Genomic DNA, 17,230 nt, shown 5'->3' on the forward strand with positions numbered 1-17,230 from the left:
CTGCTAGCGCTTGACTGGCGGGCGCTGGAGGCCGATTTGGCTTATAAAAATCAGCTGAACAGGCGGCGCGCCTGCGGCGAGCCGGCCGCCAGGTCGTGCTGCTCCAGCGTGTCGTACAGCCGGTCCAGGTCGGCGCCGATGGTGTCGATGGTCTCGGGCCGCAGCGGCTGGCCGGCATCGTCGGTGATGACACCGCCCATCGCCTCGGCCAGGGCGAAGGCGGCGTCGCGCAGGCGGGCGAAGGGCTGCTCGGCGCGGTGCACCTGCGGCACGTCGAGGCCGAGCGTGACGAACTGTATGGCGGCCTGCGCCGGGTCTTCGGACAGCGCGGCCTGCGGGTCGAAGCCGAGGTCCAGCAGGGGCGGCAGGCCCACTTCGCCGGCGGGCAGCACCATGCGGCCGGGGATGACGCCGGCCACGAAGCCCAGCCTGGCCGCCTGCTGCTGGACGTAGCCGGGGCTCCAGCTGGCGCCGCGCGCGCGCAGCGTGAAGCCGAGCTGCGCGTCGTGCTGACCGGCGAACTGGTCCAGCTCGCGCGCACGGGCGACTTCCTCCAGCATGTCGGGGAACTCGGGCGCGCCGCCCACGGTGTCGGCGTAGCGCTGCGCCTTGACGACGAACTCGGAGAACTCGATCTCGTTCAGCGGCCCGGTGCGGTTGGCCAGCTGCACGCCGGCCTGCAGGGCGCGGTAGCGCTGGCCGGCGACGGGGAACTCCCACGCGCCGCTGGCCTCGTTCTGCCCCTCGACGGCGAACGGCTTGCTGCCGACGCGGCGCGTGGCGGGCAGCGCGGCCAGCAGCGCGTCGCCGGAGACCACGCGGCCGTCGAGCGCGATGGGGGCGATGACGTCGATCAGCGCGTCCAGGCGCGGGCGCTTCTCGGGCGCGGGCAGCGGGCCGAGCGAGGGCAGCGCGGCGGCGCCGTCGAAGGCGGGTTCGACGCGCTCGGGCTCGGCCATGGCCGGCGCGCCATCGATGGTGGGCTCGACCCGCTCGTCGGGCGCCAGCGGCGCGGGCTGCGAATCCGGCTGCGCCTGACGCGGCTCGTTGCGGCGCGCGTTCCAGGTGTTGTAGGCGATCACGCCGCCCAGCACCAGGCCGCCTGCCACCGCCAGGCCGACTTGCAGGGAGCTCACTGGACTACCCTCCGTCCTTCGGACTGCGGGTGCGAGCGCCTTCGGAGCGGCCGGGCGGCGCTCATGCCTCGGCCATCCCGACGGCGCTTTCCATATCGACCGCCACGATGCGCGAGACGCCCTGCTCCTGCATGGTCACGCCGATCAGTTGCTCGGCCATCTCCATGGCGATCTTGTTGTGGCTGATGAACAGGAACTGCGTGCCCTGCCCGCTCATGCGCGTGACCAGCTTGGCGTAGCGCTCGGTGTTGGCGTCGTCCAGCGGCGCGTCCACCTCGTCCAGCAGGCAGAACGGCGCCGGGTTGAGCTGGAAGATGGCGAACACCAGCGCGATGGCCGTCAGCGCCTTCTCGCCGCCCGAGAGCAGGTGGATGGTCTGGTTCTTCTTGCCCGGCGGCTGCGCCATGACCTGCACGCCGGAGTCGAGGATTTCCTCGCCCGTCATCACCAGCCTGGCCTGCCCGCCGCCGAACAGCTCCGGGAACATGCGGCCGAAGTGCTCGTTGACGGTGTTGAAGGTGCCGCCCAGCAACTCGCGGGTCTCGCCGTCGATCTTCCTGATGGCGTCTTCCAGCGTGGTCATGGCCTCGGTCAGGTCGGCCGACTGCGCGTCGAGGAACTGCTTGCGCTCGCGCGCGGCGGTCAGCTCGTCCAGCGCGGCCAGGTTGACGGCGCCCAGCGCCTGCACCTCGCGGTGCAGGCGGTCGATCTCGCCTTGCAGGCCGGTGAGCCTGACGTTGCCTTCTTCGATGGATTTGGCCACCGCCTCCAGGTCGGCCTGCGCGTCGGTCAGCAGCTGGGTGTACTGCTCTTGCCCCAAGCGCGCGGCCTGCTCCTTCAGTTGCAGGTCGGTGATGCGCTGGCGCATCGGGTCCAGCTCGCGCTCCAGCGACAGGCGGCGCTCGTCGCTGGCGCGCAGCTTGGCGGTCAGGTCGTCGTAGGTGCTGCGCAGCGCGCCCAGGGCCTGCTCGCGCTCCAGCTTCAGCGCCAGGGCGGATTGCAGGCCGGCCTGCGCGGCGGCGTCGGTCAGGCGCGTCAGCTCTTCCTGCGCGCGCTGCTGCTCGGCCTCGATGCCGGTGGCCTGCTGGGCGGCGGTGTCGATGGTGCGGGCCAGTTCGGCGCGGCGCGCTTGCAGGCTGCGCTGGGCGAACGCGGCCTCCTGCGCCTGCCGCTCCAGCGTGCGCTGCTGTTCGCGCGCCTCGGCCAGCTTGCGCTCGGCCTCGATCACGCGCTCGTCCAGTTGCGCGTGCCGCTCCTGCGTGTCGGCGAGTTGCATGTCCAGCTCCTCGAAGCGCGCCTCGGCGGTGACGCGGCGCTCTTGCAGCGCCTCCAGCGCGGCGTCCACCTCGGCCAGGTCGGCGGCGATCTGCTCGGTGCGGGCGCGGGTCTGCTCGGCCAGTTGCGTCAGGCGCAGCGTCTCGACCTGCGCCTCGTGCGCGCGCTGCTGCGATTCGGCCGCCTCGCGGCGCGCGGTGATGAGGCGCTGCGAGGCGTCGGTGTACGCGGCCTCGGCCTTGACAAGCGCGTTGCGCGCCTCCTCGCTGATCAGGTGCTGCGCGCGCTGCTGCTTCTCCAGGTTCTCGATCTCCTGCTGGCGCGCCAGCAAACCGGCCTGCTCGGAATCGGGCGCATAGAAGCTGACGCCGTGCGCGCTGACGCAGTGGCCGCTCTGCACGTAGATGGCCTCGCCCGGCTGGAGCTGGCCGCGCTGGGCCAGCGCGTCTTCCAGCGCGGCGGCGGTGTAGCAGCCGGCCAGCCAGTCGGCCAGCAGCGCCTTCTGGCCCGCGTCATTCAGACGGAGCAGATCAGAAAGGCGCGGCAGGCCGCCCGCGCGCTCGGGCACGGCGGCGCTGGGCGGGCTGTAGAAGGCCAGCTTGGCGGGCGGCGCGTCGGCGGCGAAGGCGCGCACCATGTCCAGGCGGCTGACCTCCAGCGCCGACATGCGCTCGCGCAGCGCGGCTTCCAGCGCGTTCTCCCAGCCCGGCTCGACGTGGATGCGGCTCCACAGGCCCTGCAAGCCGTCCAGCCCGTGCCTGGCCAGCCAGGGCTGGAGCTTGCCGTCGGTCTTGACCTTGTCTTGCAGCGCCTTGAGCGCCTCCAGCCGCGCCGTCAAGTCGGCCTGCCTGGCGGACTCGGTGTTGACGGCCTGCTGCGCGGCGCGGCGCGTTTCGTCGAGCTGGGGCACGCTGTCCTGCAACTCGTGCAGGCGCGCATCGGCCACCTCGGCGGCCTCCTGCGCGCCAGCGAGCTGGCTTTGCAGATTCAGCAGCCGCTGCTCGTCCGGCGCGGCCAGCGCGTTGCGGTCGGCGCTCAGGCGCTCGTGCCGCGCGTTCAGCTGGCGCGCCTGCTCCTCGATGCCGCGCTGCTCGGCCGCCAGCACCTGGATCTGCTGCTGCACCTGCGCCACGGTGCCGCGCTGCTCGGCGGACTTGGCCTGCGCCTGGCGCTGCGCGTCTTCCAGGTCGGGCAGCGCCTGCTGCTGCTCTTCGAGCTGCGCGGCCAGCGTCATGGCCTGGTCCTCGGCCTGGGCGCCCTGCTCGGCCAGCTGCGCGATCTCGGCCTCGGCGTCCTGCTTGCGCGTGGCCCACTGGGCGATCTGCTCGGCCAGCTGCGCCAGCCGCGCCTCGGCACGCTGGCGGCCCTCGACGACGAAGCGGATCTCGGCCTCCAGCCGGCCGACCTCGGCGCTGGCCTCGTACAGCAGGCCCTGCGCCTGGTTCACCTGGTCGCCGGCGCCGTAGTGCGCCTGGCGGATGGTCTCCAGGTCGGCCTCGACGTGGCGCAGGTCGGCGATGCGCGCCTCCAGCTCGGTGGCGGCGCGCTCGGCCTCCTGCTTCAGGCGGCCCTGGCCTTCGTCGGCCTCGGCGCGCTTCAGGAACCACAGCTGGTTCTGCTTGAGCTGGGCGGACGATTGCAGGCCCTGGTACTGCTGGGCCACCTCGGCCTGCTTCTCCAGCTTGTCGAGGTTGCTGTTCAGCTCGCGCAGGATGTCCTCCACCCGCGTGAGGTTCTCGCGCGTGTCGGTCAGGCGGTTCTCGGTCTCGCGGCGGCGCTCCTTGTACTTGCTGACGCCGGCCGCTTCCTCCAGGAACAGGCGCAATTCTTCGGGGCGCGACTCGATGATGCGGCTGATGGTGCCCTGGCCGATGATGGCGTAGGCGCGCGGCCCCAGGCCCGTGCCCAGGAACACGTCCTGCACGTCGCGCCGGCGCACCGGCTGGTTGTTGATGTAGTAGCTGCTGGTGCCGTCGCGCGTGAGCACGCGCTTGACGGAGATCTCGGCGAACTGGCTCCACTGGCCGCCGGCGCGGTGATCGGCGTTGTCGAACACCAGCTCCACGCTGGAGCGGCTGGCCGGCTTGCGGCTGGTGGTGCCGTTGAAGATCACGTCCTGCATCGACTCGCCGCGCAGCTCGCTGGCCTTGGACTCGCCCAGCACCCAGCGCACCGCGTCCATGATGTTGGACTTGCCGCAGCCGTTGGGCCCCACCACGCCGACCAGTTGGCCCGGCAGCATGAAATTGGTGGGCTCGGCGAAGGACTTGAAGCCCGAGAGCTTGATCGAGTTGAGACGCACTGGCGCTGAAGGCCCGCAGGCCGTGAATTGCAAGGGACGGAAGGCGCCGATGATACCGTGCGGCGCTGTCGATCAGCCGCAGCGAATTGCTTCAATAAAAATAGCTGCCAGCGCTTGTGCATCAAGCGCTGGAGGCCGATTTGATGCCTGAACTGGCGAGGCACGATGGTACGCAATCACAAATCCTGCGTCTGGCGGGATATGCCCAACCCCGGCGGACACGAGTTCACGTGCCACACTTGTTTTCGTGCCATCATCTCGATGCCCCCCGCCATGACCAACCTGACCATCACGCTCGACGAAGCCATCGTCAAGAAGGCGCGGGTGCGCGCCATCCATGAAGGCACCTCGGTCAGCGCCAAGGTGCGCGAATTCCTGGCCGCCTATGCGCAAGAGGGCGAGGCGCAGCAGGCCGCCGCCCAGGCCTTCATCGCCGCCGCCCGGCGCAGCCAGGCCAACCGGGACGGCGCCCGCTGGTCGCGCGAAGACGCCTACGACCGCCCCTACCCAGGCCAGAGCGGCGGCGGCGCGTGATCTGCTTCTTCGACACCCACGTGCTGGTGTACGCCGTCGATGCCGGCGACCCCGCGCGGCGCGAACGCGCGCTGAGCCGCCTGGCGCGCGCCGCCAGCGAAGGCACCGTGGTCCTCAGCACCCAGGTGCTGCAAGAGTTCTACGCCATCGCCACGCGCAAGCTGCAACCGCCCCTGCCCGCGCCGGACGCCGCCGCGCAGGTGCAGCGGCTGTGCGCCTTCCAGGTGATGGGCAGCACGGCGCAGAGCGTGCAGGCCGCCATCGCGCCGGCACAGGAGCACCAATTGCAATGGTGGGACGCGCTGATCCTGGAAGCCGCGCTGCGCGCGGGCGCCGACGTGCTGATCAGCGGAGACGGCCAGGCCGGCCGCCGCTTCGGCCGGCTGGTGGTGGAGAACCCGTTTGCCTGATAGCACCCCTGCCTTGGCCACCGGATAAACCATCAAATCGGTCGGAAGCGTACGCCAGGCAAGCGGCGACAGCTATCTTTTCAGGAGATTCCGGCAATTTGTGTTCATCTGCCCCTCCGACCACTGATTTCCCCGGTCAGCTACTCGGCAATCCCCAAAAACAAGGCCAGGCACCGCTCGACCTCCACCAACGCCTCGTCCTCGATGCGGCCGAACGCTGGCCCGATTTTGGTGCGGAGCACGGTCATGGCCTTGTCCACCATCACCTGCGACGGTTGCCGCAGCCCGTTGGCCTCGCTGGGCTGCACCGCCACGCGCACCAGCGGTGCCGCGAGAAGCGTGCTGGTCACCGGCAATAACGTAACGGTGGGATGCTCGTCGAAGCGACTGGACTGAATGATCAACGCAGGCCGTGGCTTGCCAAAGTCACCCTGCATGACGATGGTGACCAGGTCACCCCGCCTCATGCCGTCCAGCCGTCGCCCAGATCAGCCCACGCCTCGTCCATGAACTGCTGCATGGCAGCGTCGTTCTTCTCGGCCTCCGCGATCAGGCGGCTTTGTCGCCTGCACTCCTCGGCAAAGTTCGGCAGGCGGGTGTCCGGCACCCAGATCTGCACCGGGCGCAGCCCGGCCATGCGCAAGGCATCACGCCTTTTCTGCACCCGCTGATTGACGGTCATGGCTGCCACAGAGGCCACCCCTTTCTGTTGCATGTAACGGTAACACAGGGCGGCATTGCAAGCAACGTCGGCCTGCAACGAGAGGTTGGCGGACTGAAGGGATTGATTTTCATCCGACCCTCATTCTTCTCTTCGATTCTTGCTTGCAATCCGTGAACATTCAATGTGCAATGACATCATGCGCAGTACACGGTTTCAGCGCCCGATCATCGTCACCCGCCATGCGGCCATCCGCATGGCAGAGCGCGGCATCAGTGACGCGCAACTGCTGGCGGTGATCGACACGGGCGAGACCCGCTACCGCGACGAGACCCATCTGTGGGCCTTCAAGCACTTGCCTGAGCGCCAGGACAACCTGATTTGCGCCGTGCTGGTGCTGGAAGATGCGGTGGTGGTCAAAACCGTCATGCACCATTTCGAGATCAAGGACTGAGCCATGAAAACGACCTACTTCGACGACGACGACACGCTGGTCATCCGCCTGTCCGACAAGCCCATCGTGCGCGAGGTCTCGCAGGACTGGAACACCCACATCAGCTACGCCGAGGACGGCACGGCGGTGGAAGTGGTGGTGCTCGAAGCGCGTGCGCGCGGCGCCCTGCCGATGGAAGTGGCGCATGCCGCAGCGCACTGATCTCCAACGCCACCGGCGAGTGCGATTCTCGGCCTTCAGCGGGCACCCAGTCAGCGGAGGCAGCTATTCTTTCAAGAGCGATCAGGATAAATTTTCATCCGACCCCGATTCCCCTCTAATTTTCATCTGACCCTATTTTTTCTTCCCTCATTTCCCGCAGCCTGAATTTCCCGGACAATACCTCATTGCTCAGCCCTCACCGCAAGGCGCCCATGTCCGCAACCGTTGAAGAACTCGCCACCCAGGCCAACGCCCTTTCGGCCGCTGATCGTGCCCGTCTGGTCGGCTTGCTGCTGGCCTCGCTGCCGGACGACGAAGACGCCGAAGCCGCCTGGGAACAAGAAATCCGGCAGCGCGTGGAAGCCATCGAGTCAGGCCACGCGCGCCTTGTTCCCGCGTCCGACGTGCATGCACAGGCCCGCAAGCTTTATCGGCAGTGAGGGCCGTGCGCTACCTCGGCGAAGCACGCGAGGAGTTTCTGCACGAAGTCCGGTACTTCTCGGCCATCAGCGCGCGCCTGGGTGAACAGTTCGACAAGGCGGTCCAGAAGGCAGAAACCCGCGCCGCCGCGCACCCGGAAATGGGTTCTCCCTACAGGAGGGGCACGCGCCGCGTCCTGACAGGAAAGTTCAAGTTCTCTCTCGTGTACCTGACGCGTCCCGATGAGATCGTCATCGTCGCCATGGCGGCGTTCGGCCGCAGGCCGGGCTATTGGCGCCACTGCCTCGGCGGCGACCGCTGATCGCACGAGGGCGCCAGCACCGGGAGCGCCACGGGGGCTGACACCGTATGGCTTTTGGAGCTGTTTCAGGCTCCAGCGCCCGCCCAGCAAGCAGCGGCAGCTATCTTTTCAGAAGCGATCAGAGGTAATTTTCATCTTGCTCTGGTTCTTCTACACCGCTGACACCAATGGAAAGTCATCAGGCTTGGGGAAAATCTTCATCTGACCCCGATTTTCTCCACCAGCGCCCGCCCAACCAGCGGTAGCAGCTATCGTTTCAGGAGAAATCGGAGAAGCCTTGATCCGCTCCCGACTGGCCCTCGGCATCCTGACGCACGGTGGGCAGTTGCTTCAGCAACTCCGGCAAGGCAGCCTGCACCGTGTCCCACACCACGTCGAGGTTGATGTCGAAATAGCCGTGGGCGATACGGTTGCGCATGCCGCGCATGCTGCGCCACGGCACCTGCGGGTGCGCCTGCGCGAACTCGGCATGCCCATCCATCACCTTGGTAACGGCTTCGCCAATGATGACGAGGGACATGATGACGGCCTGCTGGGTTCGCCTGTCGGCAAGAAAACCCTCTTTCGTCAAACCTTGCGCGAAGCCGCACGCCTCGCAAGCGGCCTGCCGCATGTGATCCAGATAGTCGATCAGGCGGCTATCGCTCACACCGGCCGCGCCTCCGCCAGCACCTTGGCCCTGAACTTCAGCGGCAGGTCGCCGGGTGTCAGCAGATCGACGCGCAGGCCCAGCAGCGCTTCCAGCTCGGCTTGCAGCCCCCCAAGGTCGAACAGCGTCGCGCCAGGCAGTGCATCGACCAGCAGGTCGATATCGCTGCCGTCGTGATCGGTGCCACGCGCCACCGAGCCGAAGACGCGCGGGTTCGCGCTGCGAAAGCGCTCCACCGCGTCACGCACCGCGCTTCGCTTCAAGTCAAGTGCAACAGATGGCCGCATGAGCCTATTGTCACCCAAACATGGAAATGCCCAATGTCCAAGCCCAGACCATGTGGCAAGCGCGCGCTGGCTGAGCCCCGTTCCCGGCGGCGCCCGTTGGGCATACAACTAATCTTCTTCTGACCCCGATTTCCGATTTCAGGCACCAGCGCGCACCCAGCAAGCGGTGGCAGCTATCTTTTCAGGAGTTATCAAGGAAAAATCTTCATCTGACCCTGATTTTCCCAAAAACCTCATCTGACCCCGATTCTTCACCTTGTTCCCGCGTCCGACGTGCATGCACAGGCCCGCAAGCTTTATCGGCAGTGAGGGCCGTGCGCTACCTCGGCGAAGCACGCGAGGAGTTTCTGCACGAAGTCCGGTACTTCTCGGCCGTCAGCGCGCGCCTGGGTGAACAGTTCGACAAGGCGGTCCAGAAGGCAGAAACCCGCGCCGCCGCGCACCCGGAAATGGGTTCTCCCTACAGGAGGGGCACGCGCCGCGTCCTGACAGGAAAGTTCAAGTTCTCTCTCGTGTACCTGACGCGTCCCGATGAGATCGTCATCGTCGCCATGGCGGCGTTCGGCCGCAGGCCGGGCTATTGGCGCCACCGCCTCGGCGGCGACCGCTGATCGCACGCGGGCACCAGCACGGGGAGCGCCACGGGGGCTGACACCGCCTGGCTTTTGGAGCCATTTCAGGCACCAGCGCGCACCCAGCAAGCGGTGGCAGCTATCTTTTCAGGAGTTATCAAGGAAAAATCTTCATCTGACCCTGATTTTCCTTCAGCCAGCCTTCTTTCGCGAAGGCTTACCAGGGTTGCGATAAGGCACTACTTCTTTCGCTTTTGATACCGCTCCATCGATCACACCAAATGCCTTCCTAGCTCCATCCTTCAGACCTTGCATATAAACAGCCTCCATCACCTGGGCAAGGCGTACGCCATGATAAATCGTCATATCCTCCGTGACCTCGGCTAGTGCCTTTGCGATCTTCGGGCTGGCATAAACCGCGACATCTTGCTTGCCAAGAGGAATGGTGTTCCGCACTTGGCGGGGCTTCCCTTTGGAACTCTTTGGCTCCCGGCTCTTATCTTCATTACTAGGCATTAATTTACCTCTTTCGTTAAAAATAAAAGCGGACTGTGCCTATTGGCCAGCCCGCTTCATAGGTTTATTGGAGTCAGAATCCGTCCGACTCCAATTCCTCAAGTCAGAAACCAATCATTGGCATTCTTTCGGTACCAAGCTGGTCTTGGTGACGTTCGAGGTGCAGGCCCAGGTAGCTTGAGCGGCTGCGGTATCGGCCGTGCGGGTCCAGGTGATGGTTTGTCCGTTCACCAGGGTGCTGCCAAGCATCGTGCACGCGATAGTGCCAGCGCCAGTCGCCGCGATGTTGACCGCAATTGCGCTGCAGCGCTTCGTGGAAGACGCCAGTCCCACGTCGGCAGCCGACGTAATAGCCGCAGTCAGACCAGCGGAGACCTTATCCTCGACATTCACCTTGCCGGGGGTGATTTCAGCCAGAGAGGCGGAAATTTGCGACTTGGCAACATAATCCTGATACGCCGGCAGTGCGATGGCCGCCAGAATACCAATGATCGCCACGACGATCATCAGTTCAATCAGGGTGAAACCGGCTTGAGCGCGGCGCAGAGCGGTGGATTTCATTTGACAGGACTCCTTTGAACTTGAATGAGAACTGGCGGTTGCCAGTCGGTTCAAATTCAGCAGTCGCCGTGCCAATGGTTTTCAGGGCGATTTCCGTGATGTATTTGGCATGCCCATCGTGGAATGATTCAAGCGCCGCCATGCCAGCCGCGCCGTGACACGGCATTCGGTGTGTCAAGAAACAGCGGGCGGTGGTTCACCGCATATTCCCCGCGCCCCTAGAATCATGCCGGAGCACAAAGGAAATCGGCATGGACATGATCAGTCTGGACGCGGCGGTGGCCCTCACGGGCATCAGCCGCAGCACGCTCTGGCGGCGGGTGACGGACGGGCGCATCGGCAAGGGCGGCAAGGACGCGCGCGGCCGCGCCACGCTGGCGCTGGCCGACGTGCTGCCATTAGTCAGCGTGCCGCTGGGGCCGGAGGATGTGCAGGTGCTGCTGCAAGCCGACGCCGGCGCGGCCGAGGCGCAGGCGGACCTGGGGGCGCTGTGCTACGTGGCGGGGGCCGAAAAGGCGGCGCTGTACTGGCTGAACGAGGCCGCCGCGCAAGGCCACGCGGACGCGATGCACTGGCTGGGCATCGCCCACTACGCAGGCTCGGGGGGGGGGGGGGGGGGGGGGGGCGAGAGTTTACGCGAGCGCGAGCGGCAGGACAACCTGGCCATCATGTGGATCGCCCGGGCGGCGGCGCTGGGGCACCCGCTGGCGCAGCGGCAGATGGCGGGGCTGCGGGGGCGCGGCGGGCGGGGTTGAGGGCGGCTGCGCGCTCAGGCAGCGGCTTGCAGCGGGCGCACAGGGGGTTGGGGGTGCTGCATGGCGCACCACAGGTCGTAATTGGCCTGCAGATTGGTCCAGAACCGGGCCGTGCTGACGCCGGCTTTTTCCAGCCGCAGCGCCAGATCGGGGCTGATGCCGGCCTTGCCGTTGAGTACGCGCGACAAGGCCACGCGCGACATGGCCAGCCGGGCAGCGGCTTCGGTGACGGACAGATCCAAGGGTTCGAAAACCATGTCCTTGAGCAATTCGCCGGGATGAGGGTGGGTGTGAATCATGGCCTTGGCTTTTGTCAGTGGTAGTCCTGGTAATCGACCAGTTCGACGTCGGTGCCAACGAATGCGAAGGTGACGCGCCAGTTGCCGTTGACCCAGACTGACCAGTGTCCTTTCAGGTCGCCCTTGAGAGCGTGGAGGCGCAGGGCGGGCACGCTCAGTTGCCGCGGCTCGGTGGCTGCTTCTAGCATCGCCAGAATCATGCCCAACTTACGCGCATGTACGGCCTGTATGCCCTTGGTGGTGCCGGTGCGGTAGAAGGCTTCGAGCCCCTTATGGCGGAAACCGACGATCATGACGTGATTGTATCTCGGTACGATACAGAGCGCGACCGGCGGCGAGAAAAATGCCCACCCTGCCGCGCCAGCGTGCCGCCGCGTCACCCAAGCGCATATTCGCGCGCGCCGTGGCGTGCTACCTTGCCGCGCGTCAATTTCCCCAATGCATCGTGAAAGGAACCCTCATGAACAAGATCGCCATTTCCACCCTGCTGGCCGGCCTGTGCGGGTTGAGCGGCCTGGTCGCGCACGCCGCCGGGCTGGGAGACGTGCTCAGGAGCAAGGCGGGCGGCGGCGCGGAGATGTCGGCGCTGTCGGCGGCGGGGCTGACGAGCTCGGGCACGGCGGGCAACGCGGCGGGCGTGATCACCTACTGCGTGAAGAACAACTACCTGAACGCCAACAAGGCCGCGCAGGTCAAGGACCAGTTGCTGGGCAAGATGGGCCTGGGCCAGAAGGAAGAACCCAAGGACGAGGGCTACCTGAGCGGCCTGTCGGGCATGGTGAAGGGATCGGGCGGCCAGACCTTCAGCCTCGGTAAGGTCAAGGGCAAGCTGAAGGAAAAAGCCTGCGACTTCGTGCTGGACAACGCCAAGTCGCTGCTTTGAAACAGCCGCGCGAGCCAGAACCGACTAGACTGCCCCCATGGAAAACATTGAGAACCTGTTGCTGGAGCACCTGAAGCGCTTTCAGGAAGCGCAGGTGCGTGTGGAACGCAAGCTGGAGGAAATCACGCGGCGGCTGTCGAATCTCGAAGCCGGGCAAGGCTCGCTGATCCAGCACATCGGGCACATGGCAAGTTCGATAGCGCAAGGACAGGTGCAGGCCGATCACTTCGACCAGCGCCTGGAGCGCATAGAGCGGCGGCTGGAAATCAGCGGCTGACGGAAACCGCCCTGGGGCGGTTTCTTTTTGTCCGAAGCGGCCCTACGCCGTCGGCAAGGAACCGCGCCGATAATCGCCGGCCATGAACCCCCTGCTCTCCCGGTTGCAGCCTTACCCGTTCGAGCGGCTGCGCAAACTGATGGCGGATGTCACGCCCAACCCCGCCCTGCGCCCCATCAGCCTGGGCATCGGCGAGCCCAAGCACCCCACGCCGCGCTTCATCCAGGACGCGCTGGCGGCCGACCTGCCGACCGGCCTGGCCGGCTACCCGCCCACCGCCGGCGCGCCCGCGCTGCGCGCGGCCTGCGCCGGCTGGCTGCAACGGCGCTACGGCGTGGCGGTGGACGCGGACACGCAGGTGCTGCCGGTGCTGGGATCGCGCGAGGCGCTGTTCGCGCTGGCGCAGACGGTGATCGACCCGACGCGGGCTGGCGCCACCGTGGTCTGCCCCAACCCGTTCTATCAAATCTACGAGGGCGCGGCGCTGCTGGCGGGCGCCCAGGCGCACTACGTGGCGAGCGACCCGGCGCGCAACTTCGCGCCGCGCTGGGATTTGGTGCCTGACGAGGTGTGGGCGCGCACGCAACTGGTCTACGTCTGCTCGCCCGGCAACCCGACGGGCGCGGTGATGCCGCTGGACGAATGGCGGCTGCTGTTCGAGCTGAGCGACCGGCACGGCTTCGTCATTGCGTCCGACGAGTGCTACAGCGAGATCTACTTCCGTGACGAGCCTCCGCTGGGTGGCCTGGAGGCGGCGCACAAGCTGGGCCGCGGCGACTTCCGCCGCCTGGTCATGCTGACCAGCCTGTCCAAGCGCAGCAACGTGCCGGGCATGCGCTCGGGCTTCGTGGCGGGGGATGCGGCCCTCATCAAGCAATTTCTGCTCTACCGCACCTACCACGGCAGCGCCATGAGCCCGGTGGTGGCGGCGGCCAGCATCGCCGCCTGGGACGACGAGGCGCACGTGCAGGACAACCGGCGCCAGTACCGCGAGAAGTTCGCCGCCGTCACGCCGCTGCTGTCGCGGGTGATGGACGTGAAGCTGCCCGACGCCGCCTTCTACCTGTGGGCTGGCGTGCCGCCAGCGTGGAAAAGTAGCGATACCGGCTTCGCCCGGGAGCTGCTCGCTCAATACAATGTAACGGTGCTGCCCGGCAGCTACCTGGCGCGCGAGGCGGGCGGCGTCAACCCCGGCCAGGGCCGCGTGCGCATGGCCCTGGTGGCCGACACCGCCGAATGCGTGGAGGCCGCCGGGCGCATCGCCGAGTTCATCCAATCCAAGACCTGACCCTTTTCTTCATGACCCAACAACTGCAACAGATCATCGACACCGCCTGGGACAGCCGCGCCGACATCTCTCCCACGGCCGCGCCCAGGGAAGTGGCCGAGGCGGTCGAGCACGTCATCGCCGACCTCAACGCCGGCCGCCTGCGCGTGGCCACGCGCGAGGGCGTGGGCCGGTGGACGGTGCACCAGTGGGTCAAGAAGGCGGTGCTGCTGTCCTTCCGCCTGCGCGACAACGAATGCATCCGCGCCGGCGAGCTGGGCTTCTTCGACAAGGTGCCCACCAAGTTCGCCGACCTGAGCGAGGCCGAGCTGCGCGCCAGCGGCGTGCGCGTGGTGCCGCCGGCGGTGGCGCGGCGCGGCAGCTTCGTCGCCAGGGGCGCGGTGCTGATGCCCAGCTACGTCAACATCGGCGCCTACGTCGATGAAGGCACGATGGTCGATACCTGGGCCACCGTCGGCTCCTGCGCGCAGGTGGGCAAGAACGTGCACCTCTCGGGCGGCGTGGGCCTGGGGGGCGTGCTGGAGCCTTTGCAGGCCAACCCGACCATCATCGAGGACAACTGCTTCATCGGCGCGCGCTCGGAGGTGGTCGAGGGCGTGATCGTGGAAGAGAACTCGGTGCTGGGCATGGGCGTGTACATCGGCCAGAGCACCCCGCTGTTCAACCGCGAGACGGGCGAGATCAGCTACGGCCGCGTGCCCTCGGGCAGCGTGGTGGTCAGCGGCAACCTGCCCAAGCAGACCAAGGACGGCCAGCCCTACAGCATGTACGCCGCCATCATCGTCAAGACGGTGGACGCGCAGACCCGCAGCAAGACCAGCATCAACGACCTGCTGCGCCCCTGACCCCCCACCGCACTGGACACACGCCATGAGCGCACAACCCGCCCCGCCCACCACCATGATGGAGCGCATCCTCCACCTGATGGCGGACAAGAAAGCCTCGGACGTGTACCTCTCGTCGCACGCGCCGGCCACCATCAAGATCAACGGCCAGTGCGTGCCCATCAACAGCGCGCCGCTGCCGCCCGACGCGGTGATGAACCTGCTGATCGACGTGGTGCCCCCCAACCGCATCGAGGAGCTGCGCGAGACGGGCGAGCTGAACATGGCCATCCCGATGTACGGCGTGGGCAACTTCCGCCTGTCGGCCATGCGCCAGCGCGGCACCTACGCGGCGGTGGTGCGCTTCATCAGCCCCGACATCCCGACGCTGGACTCGCTCCACCTGCCCGACATCCTGCAGCACCTGGTGATGGAAAAGCGCGGCCTGATCCTGATGGTGGGCGCCACCGGCGCCGGCAAGTCCACCACGCTGGCCGCCATGCTGGACCACCGCAACAGGAACGCGCCCGGGCACATCCTGACCATCGAGGACCCGATCGAATACGTCTTCACCAACCGCCGCTCCATCGTCAACCAGCGCGAGGTCGGCACCGACACCTCGGCCCTGCACGTGGGCCTGAAGAACGCGCTGCGCCAGGCGCCCGACGTGATCATGATCGGCGAGATCCGCGACCGCGAGACCATGTCCGCCGCCATCGCCTACGCGCAGTCGGGCCACCTGTGCCTGGCCACGCTGCACGCCAACAACAGCTACCAGGCGCTCAACCGGGTGCTCAGCTTCTACCCCGTCGAGGTGCGCCCCACGCTGCTGGGCGATTTGGCGGCGGCGCTCAAGTCGGTCGTCTCGCAGCGCCTGATCCGCACCGTGGAGGGCGGCCGCGTGCCGGCGGTGGAGGTGATGCTGAACACCAAGCTGGTGTCCGAGCTGATCGAGAAGAGCGACTTCACCGGCGTGAAGGAGGCCATGGACAACTCCATCGCCGAGGGCTCGCAGACCTTCGAGGAAGACCTGGCGCGCCTGATCGTCTCCGGCCGCATCGACCGCAAGGAGGGCCTGGCCAACGCCGACTCGCCCACCAACCTGCTGTGGCGCCTGCAGAACGACGTCGAGCGCTACAACGCCAACAGCGCGCAGGCCGAGGAGGACAAGCTCGGCGACGAGCCCTCGTTCACCGAGATCACGCTCGACGTGCGCCCCAGCGGCTTCGGCGGGTTCGCGCGCTCGGGCTTCGGCCACAGCGGCTTCCGCAACTCGGGCTTCCAGGATTCCAAGGTGGGCGGCTTCGCGGACTCGCGCATCGGCGGCGCATGAGCACCGCTCGGCCGCGCGAAGGCGATTCCATCACCCCGACCCGCCAACTGGCCGAGGCGCTGATCGCCCGGCCGTCCGTCACGCCGCACGATGCCGGCTGCATCGACCTCATCGCCGCGCGCCTCGCGCCGCTGGGCTTCGCCAGCGAGGTCATCGACAGCGGGCCGCCGGACTTCCGCGTCCACAATTTATGGTCAATTCGGGCTCCAGCGCTTGCTGGGCAATCGCCGGCAGCTATTAAAACCGTAGTATTCGCCGGCCACACCGACGTCGTGCCCACCGGCCCGCTGGAGCGCTGGACGAGCGATCCGTTCACCCCCACCGAGCGCGACGGCAATCTCTACGGCCGCGGCGCCAGCGACATGAAGACCTCCATCGCGGCCTTCGTCGTGGCGGTGGAGGAGTTCCTGGCCGCCCGGCCCGGCGCGCCCCTGGCCATCGCCCTGCTGCTGACCAGCGACGAGGAAGGCCCCGCCCTCGACGGCACCGTGGTCGTGTGCGAGCGGCTCAAGGCGCGCGGCCAGCGGCTCGACTGGTGCATCGTCGGCGAGCCCACGGCCGTCGAGCGCATCGGCGACATGATCAAGAACGGGCGGCGCGGCACGCTGTCGGGCAGGCTCACCGTCAAAGGCATCCAGGGCCACATCGCCTACCCGCACCTGGCGAAGAACCCCATCCACGACCTGGCGCCCGCGCTGGCCGAGCTGGTCGCCATCGAGTGGGACCGGGGCAATGCCTTCTTCCCGCCCACGAGCTGGCAGGTCAGCAACGTGCACGGCGGCACCGGCGCCAGCAACATCATTCCGGGCGAGGTGGTGGTGGATTTCAACTTCCGCTTCTGCACCGAGTCCACGCCCGAAAGCCTGCAACAGCGGCTGGAGGCGGTGCTGCGCAAGCACGGCCTCGACTACGACCTGAAGTGGACGCTGGGCGGCCGCCCCTTCCTCACCACGCCCGGCCCGCTGGTGCAGGCGGTGCAGGCCGCCATCCGCGCCGAGACCGGCATCGACACCGAGCTGTCCACCACCGGCGGCACCAGCGACGGCCGCTTCATCGCCCAGATCTGCCCCGAAGTGATCGAGCTGGGCCCGCCCAACGCCAGCATCCACAAGATCGACGAGCACATCGCCGTGGCCGACATCGAGCCGCTGAAGAACATCTACCGCCGCGTGCTGGAAAACCTGAGCGCCGTGAAATGACCCACCCCCAGGTCTCCACGCGCTGCGCGCTGTTGCGCCTCCCCCCTCAAGGGGGCGCGCCCGCTGACCGGG

At 67.1% G+C, this 17,230-nt stretch carries 24 protein-coding genes; 14 read left to right on the top strand and 10 right to left on the bottom strand.

Annotated features, from left to right (window positions below; genetic code table 11):
- Window positions 1-50: 50 nt before the first annotated feature.
- Both QM772_RS02115 and smc read right to left on the bottom strand, forming a co-directional pair.
- A complete protein-coding gene (locus tag QM772_RS02115) occupies window positions 51-1,136 on the bottom strand; it encodes a cell division protein ZipA C-terminal FtsZ-binding domain-containing protein (RefSeq protein WP_415133687.1) in 1,086 nt (361 codons plus the stop codon).
- Between the two features lie 61 nt (window positions 1,137-1,197).
- Complete coding sequence (gene smc, locus QM772_RS02120; RefSeq protein WP_415133689.1) at window positions 1,198-4,713, bottom strand: chromosome segregation protein SMC; 3,516 nt, start codon at window positions 4,711-4,713, stop codon at window positions 1,198-1,200.
- A gap of 273 nt (window positions 4,714-4,986) precedes the next feature.
- Between smc and QM772_RS02125 the strand changes: the two genes are divergently transcribed.
- On the top strand, window positions 4,987-5,247 hold the full coding sequence (locus QM772_RS02125; protein WP_415133691.1) for a DUF6364 family protein: 261 nt from the start codon (window positions 4,987-4,989) through the stop codon (window positions 5,245-5,247).
- A complete protein-coding gene (locus QM772_RS02130) occupies window positions 5,244-5,657 on the top strand; it encodes a PIN domain-containing protein (protein ID WP_415133693.1) in 414 nt (137 codons plus the stop codon). The genes QM772_RS02125 and QM772_RS02130 overlap by 4 nt, the downstream gene beginning before the upstream one ends.
- Window positions 5,658-5,797: 140 nt before the next feature.
- Here the strand turns inward: QM772_RS02130 and QM772_RS02135 are convergent, their stop codons facing one another.
- On the bottom strand, window positions 5,798-6,124 hold the full coding sequence (locus QM772_RS02135) for a type II toxin-antitoxin system PemK/MazF family toxin (RefSeq protein WP_415133695.1): 327 nt from the start codon (window positions 6,122-6,124) through the stop codon (window positions 5,798-5,800).
- The gene (locus QM772_RS02140; RefSeq protein WP_415133697.1) at window positions 6,121-6,339 is read right to left on the bottom strand and encodes an antitoxin MazE family protein; all 219 of its coding nucleotides are present in this window, start codon (window positions 6,337-6,339) and stop codon (window positions 6,121-6,123) included. The genes QM772_RS02135 and QM772_RS02140 overlap by 4 nt, the downstream gene beginning before the upstream one ends.
- Before the next feature lie 178 nt (window positions 6,340-6,517).
- Between QM772_RS02140 and QM772_RS02145 the strand changes: the two genes are divergently transcribed.
- The 4 genes from QM772_RS02145 (at window position 6,518) to QM772_RS02160 (ending at window position 7,715) form a co-directional block, all read left to right on the top strand.
- Window positions 6,518-6,772: a DUF4258 domain-containing protein gene (locus QM772_RS02145; RefSeq protein ID WP_415133699.1), complete on the top strand. Its 255-nt coding sequence runs from the start codon at window positions 6,518-6,520 to the stop codon at window positions 6,770-6,772.
- Between the two features lie 3 nt (window positions 6,773-6,775).
- Window positions 6,776-6,973: a DUF2283 domain-containing protein gene (locus QM772_RS02150; RefSeq protein ID WP_415133701.1), complete on the top strand. Its 198-nt coding sequence runs from the start codon at window positions 6,776-6,778 to the stop codon at window positions 6,971-6,973.
- Window positions 6,974-7,185: 212 nt separating this feature from the next.
- A complete protein-coding gene (locus QM772_RS02155) occupies window positions 7,186-7,413 on the top strand; it encodes an addiction module protein (RefSeq protein WP_415133703.1) in 228 nt (75 codons plus the stop codon).
- 5 nt (window positions 7,414-7,418) lie between these two features.
- Window positions 7,419-7,715, top strand: a complete 297-nt coding sequence (locus QM772_RS02160; protein ID WP_415133705.1) for a type II toxin-antitoxin system RelE/ParE family toxin — start codon at window positions 7,419-7,421, stop codon at window positions 7,713-7,715.
- 256 nt (window positions 7,716-7,971) lie between these two features.
- Here the strand turns inward: QM772_RS02160 and QM772_RS02165 are convergent, their stop codons facing one another.
- Both QM772_RS02165 and QM772_RS02170 read right to left on the bottom strand, forming a co-directional pair.
- Entirely contained in the window at window positions 7,972-8,364 is a 393-nt protein-coding gene (locus QM772_RS02165) for a DUF86 domain-containing protein (RefSeq protein ID WP_415133707.1), read from the bottom strand.
- Entirely contained in the window at window positions 8,361-8,651 is a 291-nt protein-coding gene (locus QM772_RS02170; protein WP_415133708.1) for a nucleotidyltransferase family protein, read from the bottom strand. The genes QM772_RS02165 and QM772_RS02170 overlap by 4 nt, the downstream gene beginning before the upstream one ends.
- A gap of 314 nt (window positions 8,652-8,965) precedes the next feature.
- On the opposite strand from QM772_RS02170, the gene QM772_RS02175 reads away from it, so the two are divergent.
- Entirely contained in the window at window positions 8,966-9,262 is a 297-nt protein-coding gene (locus tag QM772_RS02175) for a type II toxin-antitoxin system RelE/ParE family toxin (RefSeq protein ID WP_415133710.1), read from the top strand.
- A gap of 153 nt (window positions 9,263-9,415) precedes the next feature.
- Here the strand turns inward: QM772_RS02175 and QM772_RS02180 are convergent, their stop codons facing one another.
- The gene (locus tag QM772_RS02180) at window positions 9,416-9,739 is read right to left on the bottom strand and encodes a hypothetical protein (RefSeq protein WP_415133712.1); all 324 of its coding nucleotides are present in this window, start codon (window positions 9,737-9,739) and stop codon (window positions 9,416-9,418) included.
- Between the two features lie 114 nt (window positions 9,740-9,853).
- Window positions 9,854-10,300 (bottom strand): pilin, encoded by a 447-nt coding sequence (locus QM772_RS02185; RefSeq protein WP_415133714.1) that lies wholly within the window; start codon window positions 10,298-10,300, stop codon window positions 9,854-9,856.
- Window positions 10,301-10,551: 251 nt separating this feature from the next.
- Between QM772_RS02185 and QM772_RS02190 the strand changes: the two genes are divergently transcribed.
- On the top strand, window positions 10,552-11,055 hold the full coding sequence (locus QM772_RS02190) for a hypothetical protein (protein WP_415133716.1): 504 nt from the start codon (window positions 10,552-10,554) through the stop codon (window positions 11,053-11,055).
- Window positions 11,056-11,069: 14 nt separating this feature from the next.
- Here QM772_RS02190 and QM772_RS02195 read toward each other — a convergent pair whose 3' ends face one another.
- Window positions 11,070-11,354, bottom strand: coding sequence for a HigA family addiction module antitoxin (locus QM772_RS02195; RefSeq protein ID WP_415133718.1), 285 nt, complete (start codon window positions 11,352-11,354; stop codon window positions 11,070-11,072).
- Window positions 11,355-11,368: 14 nt separating this feature from the next.
- On the bottom strand, window positions 11,369-11,647 hold the full coding sequence (locus QM772_RS02200) for a type II toxin-antitoxin system RelE/ParE family toxin (RefSeq protein WP_415133720.1): 279 nt from the start codon (window positions 11,645-11,647) through the stop codon (window positions 11,369-11,371).
- Window positions 11,648-11,814: 167 nt separating this feature from the next.
- Here QM772_RS02200 and QM772_RS02205 point away from each other — a divergent pair, with 167 nt between their 5' ends.
- The 6 genes from QM772_RS02205 to dapE all read left to right on the top strand — a co-directional run bounded on the left by QM772_RS02205 (window position 11,815) and on the right by dapE (window position 17,158).
- Complete coding sequence (locus tag QM772_RS02205; protein WP_415133722.1) at window positions 11,815-12,237, top strand: DUF2501 domain-containing protein; 423 nt, start codon at window positions 11,815-11,817, stop codon at window positions 12,235-12,237.
- Window positions 12,238-12,274: 37 nt separating this feature from the next.
- Window positions 12,275-12,514, top strand: a complete 240-nt coding sequence (locus tag QM772_RS02210) for a hypothetical protein (RefSeq protein ID WP_415133724.1) — start codon at window positions 12,275-12,277, stop codon at window positions 12,512-12,514.
- Between the two features lie 82 nt (window positions 12,515-12,596).
- Window positions 12,597-13,802 (top strand): succinyldiaminopimelate transaminase, encoded by a 1,206-nt coding sequence (gene dapC, locus QM772_RS02215; RefSeq protein WP_415133726.1) that lies wholly within the window; start codon window positions 12,597-12,599, stop codon window positions 13,800-13,802.
- A gap of 11 nt (window positions 13,803-13,813) precedes the next feature.
- Window positions 13,814-14,647 carry a 2,3,4,5-tetrahydropyridine-2,6-dicarboxylate N-succinyltransferase gene (dapD, locus tag QM772_RS02220; RefSeq protein WP_415133728.1) on the top strand — a complete coding sequence of 278 codons (834 nt, stop codon included), beginning with the start codon at window positions 13,814-13,816 and terminating at the stop codon, window positions 14,645-14,647.
- Between the two features lie 25 nt (window positions 14,648-14,672).
- Entirely contained in the window at window positions 14,673-15,959 is a 1,287-nt protein-coding gene (locus tag QM772_RS02225; protein WP_415133730.1) for a PilT/PilU family type 4a pilus ATPase, read from the top strand.
- A gap of 29 nt (window positions 15,960-15,988) precedes the next feature.
- Window positions 15,989-17,158 (top strand): succinyl-diaminopimelate desuccinylase, encoded by a 1,170-nt coding sequence (dapE, locus tag QM772_RS02230; protein ID WP_415139422.1) that lies wholly within the window; start codon window positions 15,989-15,991, stop codon window positions 17,156-17,158.
- The last annotated feature ends 72 nt before the right edge of the window (window positions 17,159-17,230 follow it).

Origin of the sequence: Ottowia sp., assembly GCF_047601385.1 — a bacterium.
In the GTDB taxonomy this organism is placed as follows: Bacteria; Pseudomonadota; Gammaproteobacteria; order Burkholderiales; family Burkholderiaceae_C; genus Ottowia.

Coding starts and splice junctions, on each gene's coding strand:
- QM772_RS02125 (WP_415133691.1), top strand. CDS start 4,987: ATGACCAACCTGACCATCACGCTCGACGAAGCCATCGTCAAGAAGGCG.
- QM772_RS02200 (WP_415133720.1), bottom strand. CDS start 11,647: ATGATCGTCGGTTTCCGCCATAAGGGGCTCGAAGCCTTCTACCGCACC.
- QM772_RS02170 (WP_415133708.1), bottom strand. CDS start 8,651: ATGCGGCCATCTGTTGCACTTGACTTGAAGCGAAGCGCGGTGCGTGAC.
- QM772_RS02180 (WP_415133712.1), bottom strand. CDS start 9,739: ATGCCTAGTAATGAAGATAAGAGCCGGGAGCCAAAGAGTTCCAAAGGG.
- QM772_RS02205 (WP_415133722.1), top strand. CDS start 11,815: ATGAACAAGATCGCCATTTCCACCCTGCTGGCCGGCCTGTGCGGGTTG.
- QM772_RS02210 (WP_415133724.1), top strand. CDS start 12,275: ATGGAAAACATTGAGAACCTGTTGCTGGAGCACCTGAAGCGCTTTCAG.
- QM772_RS02150 (WP_415133701.1), top strand. CDS start 6,776: ATGAAAACGACCTACTTCGACGACGACGACACGCTGGTCATCCGCCTG.
- dapD (WP_415133728.1), top strand. CDS start 13,814: ATGACCCAACAACTGCAACAGATCATCGACACCGCCTGGGACAGCCGC.
- QM772_RS02145 (WP_415133699.1), top strand. CDS start 6,518: ATGCGCAGTACACGGTTTCAGCGCCCGATCATCGTCACCCGCCATGCG.
- QM772_RS02190 (WP_415133716.1), top strand. CDS start 10,552: ATGGACATGATCAGTCTGGACGCGGCGGTGGCCCTCACGGGCATCAGC.
- QM772_RS02135 (WP_415133695.1), bottom strand. CDS start 6,124: ATGAGGCGGGGTGACCTGGTCACCATCGTCATGCAGGGTGACTTTGGC.
- QM772_RS02195 (WP_415133718.1), bottom strand. CDS start 11,354: ATGATTCACACCCACCCTCATCCCGGCGAATTGCTCAAGGACATGGTT.
- QM772_RS02155 (WP_415133703.1), top strand. CDS start 7,186: ATGTCCGCAACCGTTGAAGAACTCGCCACCCAGGCCAACGCCCTTTCG.
- QM772_RS02185 (WP_415133714.1), bottom strand. CDS start 10,300: ATGAAATCCACCGCTCTGCGCCGCGCTCAAGCCGGTTTCACCCTGATT.
- dapC (WP_415133726.1), top strand. CDS start 12,597: ATGAACCCCCTGCTCTCCCGGTTGCAGCCTTACCCGTTCGAGCGGCTG.
- QM772_RS02225 (WP_415133730.1), top strand. CDS start 14,673: ATGAGCGCACAACCCGCCCCGCCCACCACCATGATGGAGCGCATCCTC.
- QM772_RS02140 (WP_415133697.1), bottom strand. CDS start 6,339: ATGACCGTCAATCAGCGGGTGCAGAAAAGGCGTGATGCCTTGCGCATG.